The sequence below is a fragment of the Pseudomonas sp. A125 genome (genome assembly GCF_055409485.1).
Genome location: NZ_JBUZVP010000001.1, coordinates 218949 through 232886, shown reverse-complemented (window position 1 = coordinate 232886; position 13938 = coordinate 218949). Strand labels below are relative to the sequence as shown.

The following is a 13938-nucleotide window of genomic DNA, read 5'->3' as shown; positions in this document are numbered from 1 at the left end:
TGTGGGTCAAGCGTCTTCTGGGCTGTTCACGTCCAGGTAGGGCTGGATGTCCACGGTGTCAATCAACTCGTCGGGCAGGTAGCGCCTGGCGTATTCAAGGTAGATTCCCGAGCGCAGGAACAGGTCGAAAACCTGCGGATCAATGTGCTGGTCCTGTTTCATAAAGCCCATGATCTTGATCGCTTCCGACAACTTCTTGCCCTTTTTGTAGGGCCTGTCGACGGCCGGCAGTGCCTCGAAAATATCCGCGATGCCCATCATGCGTGCCGGCCAGCTCATTTGCTCACGGGTGAGGCGTTTCGGGTAGCCGTTGCCGTCCATTTTTTCATGGTGGCCGCCAGCTATTTCCGGGACTTGCTGGAGGTGGCGCGGGAACGGCAGTTTTTCCAGCATGCTGATGGTCTGGATGATGTGTTCGTTGATCTTGTAGCGCTCTTCTTCGGTCAGGGTGCCGCGGCCAATACACAGGTTGTATAGCTCTCCACGGTTATAGAGGTGCTCGGGAACCTTGACCTTGAAGCCATAAGGATTGTCGTCACTGAGGGTTTCACGCTCGCTGCGCGGGAACAGGTGGTCGGGGCGGTCGGCCAATAATGGTTCCAGGGTGGGAAGCTCTGCTTCAGCCGAACGTTGTTTACGCGCATTTTCTTCATGGGAGACGCCGAGACGGTCCGACAGTGTGCGTCGCCACGTGTAGTTGGCCAGTTGCTGCATGCGCTCAACGCGCTCCGGCGCCATGAACTCCCCGCCGATATTGCACTGGGCCACAAAGGCGAAATCGTCATCCAGTTGCGCCAGTTTTTCGGTCAATTCGGTTTGTAATGCTTCGGCTGCGCCGCCAGCGGCGAGACCTTTCCAGTAGTCGAGTTCGGCGTCGCGCTTGAGCACCTCGAAGCGCATCCGCACCTCGTGAATGCGGTCATACAGTGTTTCAAGTTTGGTGGCTTTGTCGACTACGTATTCAGGCGTAGTGACTTTGCCGCAGTCGTGTAGCCACGCCGCAATATGCAACGCTTCCCACTGTTCTTCACTGAGCGCGAAATCCTTGAATGGCCCGTCTTTTTCCGCGCAGGCCGCATGGGCGAGCATTTTGGTGAGTTCGGGGACGCGCTGGCAGTGGCCGCCTGTGTAGGGGCTTTTGGCATCGATCGCACCGGCAATCAACTGGATAAACGACTCCAGCAGCGTCTTCTGCTCGTCAATCAGCCGCTGGGTGTTAAGGGCGATGGCGGCCGTACTCGACAGTGCTTCTACGAATGCCATCAGCGAGGGTGTAAGTGGTCGCTCGTTCTCATCCACGAGCAAGGCCAGGGCACCCAGTAATACACCGTTGCGGTCCTTCAGCGGTAACGCCCAAAGCGTCAGTGACGTTTGGATATCGCCCAGAAAACCAAAGTGGGTCTGAAGTTGTTCCCGGCTTAATCGCTCAGGTTTTGCCAGGGGTGTGTTCAGGGCCTGCACCAGCGGATCGCCCGGGTTATCGGCCAGTTCAATTGGCGTATCCTCGGCTGTTTCCCGCAGCTGATTGCCCCAACGCACTCGCGCCACTTTCAAATGGCTGGCATTGGCATCAGCCAGATAGATCAAGCCGCCTTGGGCACCGGTGATCCCCTGCATTTCCATCAGCAAACGCGCCAGCAGGTTCTGAAAGTTGGTCTCGCTGGACAGCACCCTCGACAGTTCCAAAAAATGCTGAATGGTCGTCTTCATGCTGCCCATCGCATGCGCCAGGTCGATCACTTCAGCGATATTTGATTTAACTTGCGTGGACGCTTCAAAGTTGAACTGTTCTATCTGCCCCGCTTGTTGGGTCAATGCTGCCAGGGGCCGGGATGCCGCCCGAGACATTGCCAGCGCAACAAGGATGCCCACGGCAAGAAACGCGAGGGAGATGAGCAAGCCTTTGTTTCGAGTGGCGATGGCATCGGCCATGAGCTCTCTATAGGGCGTTGTCATCCATAGCGCGAGATTTCCGGTGTCTGCCAGCGGCAGTGCAACGCGCATGCCTTGCCATTCACCGTCGCGCGTACCGAGGCTTAATCGGTCGTTGTGTTGGGTGGCCGCTGCCGCCACAAATTGTTGAGTCACCGGCAGACTTAGCTCATCCAGGCGCGCCAGGCGGTTTTCGCCATTACTGGTTGAGATCAAACGCGATCCCTTTTCAGAGCTGATCACCTCGTTCTTGCTATTGAGTATGGTCAGGTGCGACCCCGGGGTTATTTTGGCCGACAGCAGCAGTCGGTCGATGGAGTGCAAACTGATATCAACGCCCACAACCCCGGCGCCATTTTGTGTCGGCTGGGCAAAACTGACGCCGACTTCTCCTGTATCGAAAAACGGATATGGCTCTGTTACAAAAAGCTTTCCCTGGGACTTTGCCCCGTCGTACCACGGGCGTGTGCGCGGGTCGTACTGATCACCAGGATCGGCCCGGCGCTCCAGGACGGATAAGTCTTGCGCCAGGTACAGGTATTCACCAGCGTGCTTGCCGTCACGCGCGTGAATGTTCTGTACGACCCAGGCGGTACCTGGCAGGGGCAAGAACCTGGGATCGAGGGTTGAGCTTTCACTCCCGCGAAACACCATGAAGAAGTCGCCGGTGCCATAGCCTATGTATGCGCTCTGCACCGCAGGCTGGCTCTTGAGCAGGGTCACCAGAAACGGGATGCTGTCGAGCCGCTCTTCCAGCGTGGTGGCGTTCATCAAGCGTTGTTGGGACAGCAGGCCCGCGCTGAGTTCGGCGGGACCGTAGAGGTTTTGTAATTCCTTGAGAGTGAGTTGCCCGGCAATCTCGAAGCGCAGACGTGCTTCATCAGCCATGAATCGCTTGGTCTGCAGGAACTGATAGCTGAGGTTGATCAGTGCAAATAGCACCAGTAACCCGACGAACAGATAGGAGATATGCACGTAGAGCGGGACGCGGCGAGATGGCATGTGCAGCAACCCTTCGAAATGGTTCGTCGTGTGACTATAGGTCGTATTTGCGGGACCCGCGGCGCGTAAGGACCGGCCGGATACGATACTCGCCAGCGGGTTTCTACAGGGTTTACTGTCTGGGCGTGTACCCGTCACCGGCGGGCAGCGCCACTGCGTCACGCTGCGGCGATTTGTCGACGCGGTGCTGCTGCGGTTCGGTTCGTCCTAGACGCTGAAGCCGGCTTTGACCTGCTCATGCACATGCAGCGCCAACAGGTTGCTGCTATCGCCCAGCAGGTACAGGTGATGCACCGGCAATGGGGGCAATCCGGCCCTGGCAATCACACGGGTCAATCCCTTACCCATCCGGCTTTCTTCCATCAGGCCCACCGCCATCCCGCTGCGGATACAGGCCTCAACGGCGGGCGAACTGGCGCTTTCCAGCAGCACCCGGTAGTAAGTGCCGTGCTCCTTCAGCGCCCGAATCGCCGCAGCCCGATAAGGGCAGCCTGACAGTTGCACGGCAATCGGCAGCGGCGCCTGCTGTGGATAGCTGAAGTGTTCGGCGGCGACCCACAGCGGCTGAATTTTCCCCAGGCGTTCGCCTTGCTCCAAAGGCTGGGCGCTGACAACCAGGGCCAGGTCCAGTTGCTTGCTGTTGAACAATGCGAGCAATTCGCCGCTGGAGCGCGCTTCCACCTCCAGTTCCAGCAGCGGGTTGTCGGCGACCAGACGGGGCAGAAAATCCTGCATGAAGTCTGGCGCATACGAGTCAGGTAAACCCAGGCGGATTTTGCCCTGCATGCGTTGCGGCGTAAGGGACGCCAGCAAACGGTCGTGGCTCTTGAGGAACTCGGTGGTTTCACCGAGGAGTTTCTTGCCATACATGGTCAGCTCAACCCCTTGGTTGTTGCGGCTGAACAGGCGTTGGCCAACTTGGTCTTCGAGCTTTTGAATCTGAGTGGTCACGGTCGAGGCACTGCGGTGCACGTGATTGGCCGCTTCGTTGAATCGCTGAAAGCGGGCCACCGCGTGGAAGGTGCGCAACAGGTCGATGTTCAGGTGTTTGCTCATGATTCCACTTTTAAGGATTAGTGGTGCGGCTTATTCAAATATACAGAATCATGCGCGGCCCTTAGCCTTTCGGTCAATCAAGCCAACCGGAGGCTCTATGAAACGATCAACCTTGGGGCTGCTGCTGTTACAGATGGTGTTCGTGCTGTCGTGGAGTTCGGGCTTTATCGGCGCGAAATTGGCGACCCGCAGCGATGGCATTTTCAACGTGCTGTTCTGGCGGTTTTTGTTGGTCTCGGTGTGCCTGGCGGTGTTTTTGAACGTGCGGCTGCTGAAGGTTTCCTGGACGTGCATCCGCCATCACGCGGTGATTGGTTTTCTCTCGCAGTTTCTCTATTTGACCTGTGTCTACGTGGCGATCCAGAACGGTTTGCCGCCGGGGATTGCGGCGATCATTGCGGCATTGCAACCGTTGATGACGGCTGCTTTGTCATCGGGCTGCGTGGCCGAGCGCAGTGGCGCCTGGCAGTGGCTGGGGTTGGTGATCGGTTTCGCCGGTGTGTCGATTGTGATCGCCGGGCAATACCGCAACGGCGGCACCGACGTCGGGTTGGTCACCTATTTACTGCCGCTGGTGTCGGCGCTCGGTCTCACCGTGGCCACGCTGTACGAACGACGGGCGGCACGGGCTCAGTCCGGCGACCTTGGCCTGGCGTTGTTTATCCAATCGTTGTTGACCTTGATCGGCTTTAGCGCAGCAGTGTTGTACACCGATACGTTGAGTATTCCTCGATCCCCGGACGTATTGATCTCCATCATTTGGCTGACGGTGTTTTCTACCTTCGTCGCTTACCTGAGCCTGTGGCTGTTGCTGCGGGTCATGACGGCCACCCACGTGGCGGCGTTGGTGTACCTGGAGCCACCCGTGACGCTGGTGTGGGCCGCCGTGATGTTTGGCGACGTGATTCATGCATCGACGTACGCAGGGATCGCCGTGGTGGTGGCGGGGCTGATTCTGGTCCGCGTTAAACAGCCAGCGGCCGTGTGTACCTCCTGAAAAGGTCAGTTTTTCTTTACCTTAAGTCTGCCTGTGGGTTCAGCAACCTGACAGTTGGCACCTGTTAAAAAGTCTTATAGCCAAGCAGGAGCGCGGCTGGAACAAGGGGGCATTTTTTTACTGGAATAAACGCTGGGCGGTGACGCCCGAGGGTTCTGTATGTTGTTACGTTATGCGGCATTGGCGGCGTTGGTCGTCGCGGCTTCCGGGTGTGTAGAGGAGCGGGTCGTGCATGATCGACGACCGGTGCAGCGTGAATATGTAGAAGTCGTCGCGCCACAACCGCCGCCGGTGCAGGTTATCGAGGTCGAGCCCGAAGGGCGGCCGGGCTACCTGTGGTCGCGCGGTTACTGGCGTTGGGAAGGCGGGCGTTATATGGCCGTGCATGGCCACTGGGAGCCGCAGCGCCCAGGCTATCGCTATGTGCATCCGCATTGGGTACAGCGCAATGACGGCTATCACTGGCAGGGCGGCGGTTGGGTTCGCTGACCGTTTTCCGGTGGCTTAAATCGGCTTCTTTGTACCCAGAAGCCGAACTTCCCTGAACAGCGCCGCGCCCAACTGGCCGGTGCCCAGCTCCTTGTAACCCACCGCTTCTACGTCGCCGTTCTCTTCTGCCTGGATGAGAATCACCGGTGTTTGCTTGCCTGTGCCTTCGTCAACATGCAGTGCGTATTGCGGGATATCCAGGTTGATCGGCGTGCCGGCGGCCTTGCCCTTCACGTTGCCGCAACGCGGCGTTTCAGGTAAGCCGCCGCATGCCCGTAGCCTTGGCTGCGTCGAGGTCAAATGTCGCCGTATATTCGCATCCCGCTGCGTGGGCACAGCGTTCAATCAGGCAGTCGGCGAAATCGCCCTTGGTGCCTGTAAATCGCCGCAGTGCCTGCCAGATAACTTCCGCGTGCTCTACGGTCAGTTCCCGAGTGCGTAGCAGCGTCTCCAGGACCGCAACCACATCGCTCTTGGCTGACTGGTAGCAGGACTGCAGGACCCACACCAATTCCACCACTGAAACCAGGCTGACAAAACCCGGTGAGGCCGTGGTGAGGGATTCGATCAGTCTGGATGCCTTTGGCGATTGAACAGGGTCATCCTGGGTGACGTAGCGCACCAGCACATTGGTATCCAGTCCGATCATCGCGCTTTTGCTCCCTGTGCAGCGATGGCCTGGTGCATTTCTTCGAGGCTGACGGGCTTGGCGGGTTTGCGGATCAGCCCCTTGAGGTCCGTTACCGTTTTGCTGGCCGCGATGATGGCAAATTTGCCATCTTCCATTTCGACAAACTCGACGCGGTCACCAGTGTCCAGCCCAAGTGCGGCCCGGACTTGAACGGGGATAGTGATTTGTCCTTTTGATGTGAGTGTGGCGGTAGCCATGTTGACAGCCTCTCTCGTGATACTCCTTACCTTAGGGTAAGGAATAGGGGAGGGCAAGATAAATTGGTCCATAGGTTGCTCATCTGGCATAGGTGGGTGGGAACAGGTAAAACGATAGTCCGAACCATCCCCATCGACACGCCTGATAACGGCCTGAAGAGATACAACATATGACGGATCGCCAGCTCATCATCCCCGCTGCCATGCGCCCCATCGTCGAGCGCGCCGGCTACGTCCCGGCGGTAAAAGTCGGCAAGACCCTCTACTGCGCGGGCCAGGTCGGCCGTACGCAAAACCTGGAAGTCATCACCGACCCCGAGGCGCAATTCGTCGCCGCCTGGGAGAGCCTGCGGCGGGTATTGGAGGAAGGTGGTTGTACGTTCGAAGACGTGGTCGACATGACCACCTACCACGTGAACATGAGCGAACACATGGCGGTTTTCCGTGAAGTGAAAAACCGCCTGTTCCCCCGCGGGTTGTGCGCCTGGACAGTCATCGGTGTATCAGAACTGGCTAACCCGGGCTTGCTGCTGGAGATCAAGTGCGTCGCGGTTCAGCGCTGACTCACTGCACCACGCGATAGCACGGCACATAGGCAGCGCCGCCCGGCAGTTTCATCCGGTGCTGCTCCACAAATGCCTTCAGCAACTCATCCAGCGGCTTCATGATCGCCGGGTCGCCATGAATCTCATACGGCCCGTTCTGCTCGATCAGGCGAATACCCTTGTCCTTGACGTTGCCCGCCACGATCCCCGAGAACGCCCGGCGCAGGTTGGCTGCCAGTTCATGGGGCGGCAGCGCGTGGCTCAGTTGCAGGCTGGCCATGTTGGCGTGGGTGGGGTCGAACGGGCGCTGGAAGCCCTCGTCGATCTTCAATAGCCAGTTGAAGTGGAACGCGTCGTTGCGCTCACGGCGGAACTGTTTGACCGCTTTCAAGCCGGCGGTCATCTGCCGTGCCACTTCAGCCGGGTCATCGATGATGATCTGGTAATGGGCCTGGGCCGCGTCCCCCAGGGTTGCGCCGACAAACGCGTGCAGCTGTTGCAGGTACGGCGCGGCGTGTTTCGGCCCGGTGAGGATCACCGGGAACGGCACGTCGCGGTTGTCCGGATGCATCAGGATGCCCAGCAGGTACAGGAACTCTTCAGCCGTGCCCGCGCCGCCCGGGAAGATGATGATGCCGTGACCGACGCGCACAAAGGCTTCCAGGCGCTTTTCGATGTCCGGCAAGATCACCAGTTCGTTGACGATCGGGTTCGGTGCCTCGGCGGCGATGATCCCAGGCTCGGTCAGGCCCAGGTAGCGCCCGCCGGTAATGCGTTGCTTGGCGTGGGAAATCGTCGCGCCCTTCATCGGGCCTTTCATCACGCCAGGGCCGCAGCCGGTGCACACGTCGAGGCTGCGCAGGCCCAGTTCGTGGCCGACTTTCTTGGTGTATTTGTATTCTTCGGTATTGATCGAGTGCCCGCCCCAGCACACCACGATCTTCGGCTCCACGCCCGGGCGCAGGGTGCGGGCGTTGCGCAGCAGGTGGAACACGTAGTCGGTGATGCCCTGGGAGCTGCTCAGATCGATGCGCTGGCTGTCCAGTTCGTTTTCGGTATAGACAATGTCGCGCAGGGCGCTGAACAGCATCTCACGGGTGCTGGCGATCATTTCGCCATCCACGAAGGCGTCAGCCGGGGCGTTCAGCAGTTCCAGGCGCACGCCGCGGTCTTGCTGGTGGATGCGCACTTCGAAATCTTTGTAGGCGTCGAGGATGGTCTTGGCGTTGTCGATATGCGCGCCGGTGTTGAGGATGGCCAGGGCGCATTGACGAAAGAGGGTGTAGATGCTGCCGGTACCGGCTTCGCTCAGTTGCTGGACTTCACGTTGCGACAGCGTTTCAAGGCTGCCTTTAGGGCTTACGGAGGCATTGATGACTTGTCTTTGGGGCATTCTGATTCCCTGAAAGCACAGCCACCGGACCATGGAAGGCCAGTGGCTTGAGGATAGTACGCGCCGTTTTCGGTCGCATTGGACGGTTATTTTCCTCGGCACTGGAGCCGAGCGCAAACACCGTCGCGCACCATCATGCCGCAGAAGTTACTGAATCAGCTTCCAGTTTTTGTAGAAAAACCGCCGCAAGGTAAAGACCGCTCCGGCAAAGCCCGCGATCAGGCCATTGAGCAGGGACGGTACCCGGGTTGGCCGCACGATATCGATGAACAGGCAGTAGCGCTTGGCATCGTTCTTATTGAAGGAGGCATGCATCAGCGTGTCATCGAAGATAAACAGCGGGTTATCGTGCCAGTAATGCTTGTGCTTGCCGACCTGGATGTAAACGCCCTCGTGATGCGGTGCCGGTGCCATGTTGTAGAGCACGCGGAACATCATGCGCAGCGGGCCGAAGTGAAACGAGGTGGAGCGGTTTTCATTGAATACCGACACGCCGATGGTTTTCACGTAGGGCAGTTTTTCCCGCAGTTGCGGGATATCCAGGCTGGTCTCGATCGGGCGGCCGTACCATTGGAAGAACAACATGCCGCGCTTTTTCTCGGCCATGCGCTCATCCAGGTACTGGATGATTTCGTCTTTGTTGGCCATCGCATCGTCGATGACCTTTTGCAGGTCTTCGCGCCAGGCCGGCGGCAGGTCGTTCATTTTATAAACGTGGCGATTACGCTGGCTCACCAGGTCAAACAGCGTATTGAACGGCGCCAGCAGCCAGGTATTGCGGCCGTTGCCGATGAAGTACTTTTTAATGGTCGCACCGTCGTACAGGCCATTGCGCAAAAAATCGTACAGCCCGCAGAACACCACCAGCAGCAGAAACACCAGGGTGGTGCGCGGGAAGCAATAAATGAACAGCAACACGCCAAGTACCCAGGCGGCGGACGCCAGGCGTTTGCGGATGACACTCTTACTCATGAAACGTGGCTCCATCGGGCGGCTTTCGATTGCTTCAAAACCGTCCGCGATGGACTCGCAGGCCAAGGCAAAGGCGTCAGTCAACCCGCGGGCCATCATGCCTGAGCTGAAACATATCGAAATGATTCGGTCATGATAGGGTGTTATCGCGTGCACGTGGCGTTTTAAATGCGGGAAATGTGTGAAGCCACTACACAGATTTTTACCGTTGTCCCCTTAAAATGCCGCGCTGATAGCCGGATCCGGCGTGTTGCGGATAGCATTTTGTGAACAGAAGATTTGCGACTATCGTGACGCTTCGGTTTTCCGGGCGTCATAGACCGGTACGATTGACGCTGTAATGGCCACCATTGGCCTTCGGCACCTTGGAAGAGGCAGAAATTTTATGATCATCAAACCGCGGGTTCGTGGCTTTATCTGTGTGACCGCTCACCCGGTTGGCTGTGAAGCGAATGTCAAAGAGCAGATCGACTACGTGACCGAACACGGTGCCATTGAAGGCGGCCCGAAAAAGGTGCTGGTCCTCGGGGCTTCCACCGGCTACGGCCTTGCCGCGCGCATCAGCGCTGCCTTTGGCTGCGGTGCCGACACCCTGGGCGTGTTTTTTGAGAAAGAAGGCGAAGAAGGCAAACTGAGCTCTGCCGGCTGGTACAACAGCGCCGCCTTCGAGAAGTTTGCACTGGAAAAAGGCCTGTACGCCAAGAGCATCAATGGCGATGCGTTCTCCGATGAGATCAAGCGCCTGACCATCGAAACCATCAAGAAAGACCTGGGCAAGATCGACCTGGTGGTCTACAGCCTGGCCGCGCCGCGCCGTACCGACCCGCAAGGCGTGGTGCACACCTCCACGCTCAAGCCGATCGGCAAGGCCGTAACCCTGCGCGGCATCAACACCGACAAGGGCGTCGTGGTCGACACTACCCTTGAGCCGGCCACCCAGGAAGAAATCGACGGCACCGTGAAAGTCATGGGCGGCGAAGACTGGCAGCTGTGGATCGACGCCCTGCGTGACGCCGATGTATTGGCCGAAGGCGCCAAGACCACCGCGTTCACCTACCTCGGCGAGAAGCTGACCCAGGACATCTACTGGAACGGTTCCATTGGCGAGGCCAAGAAAGACCTGGACAAAAAAGTCCTGACCCTGCGCGAGAACCTGGCTGCACTGAAGGGCGACGCCCGTGTGTCGGTACTCAAGGCCGTGGTAACCCAGGCCAGCTCGGCGATCCCGATCATGCCGCTGTACCTGTCGCTGCTGTTTAAAGTGATGAAAGAGCAGGGCACCCACGAAGGTTGCATCGAGCAGGTCTACGGCCTGTTCAAGGACAGCCTGTATGGCAAAGAGCCCAAGCTCGACGCCGATGGCCGCCTGCGTGCCGACCTCAAGGAACTTGAGCCGAAGGTTCAGGACGCGGTCGCGGCGCTGTGGAATCAGGTCTCTGACGACAACGTCAACGAGATCAGCGATTTTGCCGGCTACAAGGCAGAGTTCCTGCGCCTGTTCGGTTTTGAGATTGACGGCGTGGACTACGACGCTGACGTCAATCCGACCGTGAAGATCAAAGGCCTGGTTCAGGCTTAAGCGAAGTGAGCAGGCCGCGGCCTTGAAGAAGTGTTATCAAGGCCGTGGCCGGGTTACTTCACAACCTCAGGCGGTCCGGGATGAAGAGAGGCGCGCTTGTGCCTCGCTGAACGCGGGCCGCCTGACGTTTACCACCTCTTTTTCCCACAGTGGGTTCAAGGGCATGTGGTAACCACTGTCTTTGGCTGTCCGGATCAGTTCTGCCATTTCCTTGCCGTCGCTGATGATGGAGACTTCGTCGAACCGTCCGAGTTTGGCAGGCAGGAAAAAGGTCACTGGATAGTTGGCAGCAACATCTGTTGCCGGGCTTCCTGAATCAGCATTGTGGTGAACTACCCACTCTCCGCTCCCCACCAGCGCCTCATTGATCGCCGGGATCATGTTTGCTATTCGCGACGTGGCATTGCCGATGTTGCTGTCTTCCTTTTGATAAAAACGACCGGCGCTTTCATAGTCTTCGCGCAGTTCATGTGGCGCCTCGTATTGATTGGGATCTGCACTGCGCTGTTTGTAGCCATCAATCCGTTCTTTAAACACACTGTGGGCGATATCCGGCACGGGCAGTTTGTCTTGCGGGCCCAAGTCACTTAGGTGAGGGCCGATCAAGTACAAGTCATAGTCAGCCGTCAGGGCCTTGCCACCTTCGGTTTTTGCCAGCACTTCGACAGGCTTGCCTTGGTGCGTGATTTGAAAGTTGTTATCTAAAGGGGATTGGCGCTTGCCTTCGAATGCATACATTTGATGGCTTGGCCCTTGTGCACTGAAACGTATGACGCCGTGTGGGGTCTCGGCTTGGAGCTGATCAATTTTACCGAGCTTCAGCAGGTCGTTAAGGCGGTTGCTCGACACCGTCAACGGAACTGAAACCGCAGAGCCATCCTGGATGCTGCCGGTGGTTTGCTCGTTGGCCTTGGCGATTTTCTGCGGATTGTTTTCGGCAAACTTCTCCAGTTTACTGAGCGCCTGGTCCACGCAGATAAGGCCGGCCTGCGGCCCCCAGTCGGCACTTTTGCCTTTGATATGAAAGTCCTTGGTGGGATGCCCTGCCTCAATCAGCCCGGTTGCCACTGGCTCGACGGCACGTACCCCGATGATGGTATTGTGCTCGGCGGCAAGGCGCTGGAAAGGTGCAAGATGGCCTGACGCAATTCCGGTCTGGCCCTTGACCCGTTCGATCGCCGACTCCACGGACGGCTTTTCCAGCGGGACCGATCCGCCATTCTGTTCAATTTGGCGACTTTCCATCATTGCTCTACTCGCGTTTGATGGAGAAATAAGGGAAGTATTAATAGTGTTCATGGGTTACCTCCAACTTCATTGCGATGTGTCGTAAGTTTTGTGGAGTTCCCTTCCGGACAAATGTGTGAGCGATTGCACCTTCGACGCTAAGCAACCCGTCTAGTCCGGTCTGTCGGACATATCTGAAGTGGTTCGAGACGTAGTTATGCAGTCCATTTATCCCGCATCTGCAGGTGTTTGAAACGGAGATGTCCTTATGACGATTCGCGCAGTAGTCTTTGATTTCGGCGGTGTCCTGTTCGACTGGAACCCGCACCATCTGTACCGCCAGTTGATTGCCGACGACCATGAACGCCAGCAGTTCCTGGACACGGTCTGCACCCAGGCCTGGAACACCGAGCAGGACGCCGGGCGCAGCCTGGCCGAGGCGACCCGCACGCTAATTGCCGAACACCCGCAGCACGAGCCCTTGATCCAGGCGTACTACGACCGCTGGCACGAGATGCTGCGGGGCGCGTTGCCCGAGGGCGTGGCGATCCTCGAAGCCCTGCATGAAGCGAAGATGCCGCTGTTCGGCCTCACCAACTGGTCTGCCGAAACCTTTCCGTATGCTCGGGCCAATTACCCGTTCCTGCAGTATTTTCGCGACATCGTGGTATCCGGCGAAATCAAACTGATCAAGCCTGATGCGGCGATCTACCACGCCAGCCTGGCGCAGGTGCGCGCCCATCTGCCGGATATTCAGCCGGGCGAAGTGGTGTTTATTGATGACGTGGCCAGCAATGTCGAGGCGGCCATTGCCCTGGGTTGGCAGGGGGTCCACCACGTCTCGGCGGCACATACCCGCGAACGTCTGCAAGCACTGGGGGTAAGCCTCTAGCGCGCCCAGTTCTGCATGACGAAATCCACGAACGCCCGCAGCTTGGGCAGGCGATAGCGGTCTTGGGCGTACAGCAAGTGCATAGGCCGGCTGGGCAGTTGGTAGTCCGTCAGCAGTGCCACCAGTTTCCCGGCCCGCAGGTCGGGCTCTACCAGTGCATCCGGCAGCATCACGATACCCATGCCTTCCAGGGCAGCCTGGCGCAAGGCCTGCGAGCTGTTGATGGTCAATGAGCCGGCAACCGGAATTTCCACCTCGCCCTCTGCGCCGCGCATTCGCCAGAGTTTGTCGGCATTGCGCCAATCGTCGGTTGCGGGGTAAGCGAATGCCAGGCAGTCATGCTGCTGCAGATCGTCGGGCAATTGAGGCGTGCCCCGGCGCGCCAGGTAACTGGGGGACGCGCAGAGGGTGATGGTGTAATCCTGCATGGGCCGGGCAATCAGGCTGGGAGCGTCCAGTTCGCCCAGGCGGATGGCCACGTCGAAGCCGCTGTCGACCATGTCCATCCGCTGGTTGCTCAGTACCACGTACAGTTTGATCTGTGGATAGCGCTGGGAAAACTCGCTGAGTGCCGGAGCCAGGCGCTCGGTGCCAAAGGCCGGTGGTGCGGTGATCCGCAGCAGGCCCTTGGGCACGTCGCTGTTGGCTTGCTCGGCCATCTGCTCGGAGTCGGCCACCAGCCCCAGCACTTCCAGGCAGCGCTGGTAATAAATCCCGCCAAACTCGGTCAGGCTTTGCTTGCGCGTAGTGCGCTTGAGCAGGCTGACTCCCAGCCGCTGCTCCAGTGCGCGCAGGTGATTGCCGACCATGGTGGTAGACATGCCGCACGACTGAGCCGCGGCCGTCATGCTGCCGGCTTCCACCACTTTCACGTACACCGTCATCGCCTGGAACAGATCCATTGTAAAGCCCTGATTTAAAGTGATCGCAGTGTTGTGCAGTTTATCCAGCTCGGGTGGCTAACGA

Annotated in this window: 13 protein-coding genes and 1 pseudogene; 5 read left to right on the top strand and 9 right to left on the bottom strand. The window is 58.5% G+C overall.

Annotation, left to right across the window (positions count from 1 at the left end; translation table 11 throughout):
• Window positions 1–6: 6 nt before the first annotated feature.
• The gene (locus tag ACZRN6_RS01110) at window positions 7–3096 is read right to left on the bottom strand and encodes an HD domain-containing phosphohydrolase (RefSeq protein ID WP_464007028.1); all 3090 of its coding nucleotides are present in this window, start codon (window positions 3094–3096) and stop codon (window positions 7–9) included.
• A gap of 45 nt (window positions 3097–3141) precedes the next feature.
• Window positions 3142–3990, bottom strand: coding sequence for a LysR substrate-binding domain-containing protein (locus ACZRN6_RS01105; protein ID WP_322143999.1), 849 nt, complete (start codon window positions 3988–3990; stop codon window positions 3142–3144).
• 97 nt (window positions 3991–4087) lie between these two features.
• On the opposite strand from ACZRN6_RS01105, the gene ACZRN6_RS01100 reads away from it, so the two are divergent.
• Together ACZRN6_RS01100 and ACZRN6_RS01095 are read left to right on the top strand one after the other, a co-directional pair.
• Window positions 4088–4987 (top strand): DMT family transporter, encoded by a 900-nt coding sequence (locus tag ACZRN6_RS01100; RefSeq protein WP_464007027.1) that lies wholly within the window; start codon window positions 4088–4090, stop codon window positions 4985–4987.
• Window positions 4988–5146: 159 nt separating this feature from the next.
• The gene (locus tag ACZRN6_RS01095; protein WP_464007026.1) at window positions 5147–5476 is read left to right on the top strand and encodes a YXWGXW repeat-containing protein; all 330 of its coding nucleotides are present in this window, start codon (window positions 5147–5149) and stop codon (window positions 5474–5476) included.
• Between the two features lie 15 nt (window positions 5477–5491).
• Here the strand turns inward: ACZRN6_RS01095 and ACZRN6_RS01090 are convergent.
• The 3 genes and pseudogenes from ACZRN6_RS01090 to ACZRN6_RS01080 all read right to left on the bottom strand — a co-directional run.
• Window positions 5492–5713: pseudogene (locus ACZRN6_RS01090) on the bottom strand (hypothetical protein); the annotation flags it as partial.
• A 16-nt stretch (window positions 5714–5729) separates the two neighbouring features.
• Complete coding sequence (locus ACZRN6_RS01085; RefSeq protein ID WP_322144002.1) at window positions 5730–6125, bottom strand: PIN domain-containing protein; 396 nt, start codon at window positions 6123–6125, stop codon at window positions 5730–5732.
• A complete protein-coding gene (locus ACZRN6_RS01080; RefSeq protein WP_322144003.1) occupies window positions 6122–6364 on the bottom strand; it encodes an AbrB/MazE/SpoVT family DNA-binding domain-containing protein in 243 nt (80 codons plus the stop codon). The genes ACZRN6_RS01085 and ACZRN6_RS01080 overlap by 4 nt, the downstream gene beginning before the upstream one ends.
• Before the next feature lie 170 nt (window positions 6365–6534).
• On the opposite strand from ACZRN6_RS01080, the gene ACZRN6_RS01075 reads away from it, so the two are divergent.
• The gene (locus ACZRN6_RS01075; RefSeq protein ID WP_322144004.1) at window positions 6535–6927 is read left to right on the top strand and encodes a RidA family protein; all 393 of its coding nucleotides are present in this window, start codon (window positions 6535–6537) and stop codon (window positions 6925–6927) included.
• Window position 6928: 1 nt separating this feature from the next.
• Here ACZRN6_RS01075 and ppnN read toward each other — a convergent pair whose 3' ends face one another.
• Window positions 6929–8302: a nucleotide 5'-monophosphate nucleosidase PpnN gene (ppnN, locus tag ACZRN6_RS01070; RefSeq protein ID WP_322144005.1), complete on the bottom strand. Its 1374-nt coding sequence runs from the start codon at window positions 8300–8302 to the stop codon at window positions 6929–6931.
• A 147-nt stretch (window positions 8303–8449) separates the two neighbouring features.
• Window positions 8450–9274, bottom strand: a complete 825-nt coding sequence (locus tag ACZRN6_RS01065) for an aspartyl/asparaginyl beta-hydroxylase domain-containing protein (protein WP_464007025.1) — start codon at window positions 9272–9274, stop codon at window positions 8450–8452.
• Between the two features lie 385 nt (window positions 9275–9659).
• On the opposite strand from ACZRN6_RS01065, the gene fabV reads away from it, so the two are divergent.
• Window positions 9660–10853: an enoyl-ACP reductase FabV gene (fabV, locus tag ACZRN6_RS01060; protein WP_322144007.1), complete on the top strand. Its 1194-nt coding sequence runs from the start codon at window positions 9660–9662 to the stop codon at window positions 10851–10853.
• A 66-nt stretch (window positions 10854–10919) separates the two neighbouring features.
• Here fabV and ACZRN6_RS01055 read toward each other — a convergent pair whose 3' ends face one another.
• Window positions 10920–12152, bottom strand: coding sequence for an anthrax toxin-like adenylyl cyclase domain-containing protein (locus ACZRN6_RS01055; protein ID WP_322144008.1), 1233 nt, complete (start codon window positions 12150–12152; stop codon window positions 10920–10922).
• Between the two features lie 196 nt (window positions 12153–12348).
• Between ACZRN6_RS01055 and ACZRN6_RS01050 the strand changes: the two genes are divergently transcribed.
• On the top strand, window positions 12349–12972 hold the full coding sequence (locus ACZRN6_RS01050) for an HAD family hydrolase (RefSeq protein WP_464007024.1): 624 nt from the start codon (window positions 12349–12351) through the stop codon (window positions 12970–12972).
• Here the strand turns inward: ACZRN6_RS01050 and ACZRN6_RS01045 are convergent.
• Window positions 12969–13874, bottom strand: coding sequence for a LysR family transcriptional regulator (locus ACZRN6_RS01045; protein ID WP_322144010.1), 906 nt, complete (start codon window positions 13872–13874; stop codon window positions 12969–12971). The two genes, ACZRN6_RS01050 and ACZRN6_RS01045, sit on opposite strands and share 4 nt — an antisense overlap.
• Window positions 13875–13938 lie beyond the last annotated feature (64 nt).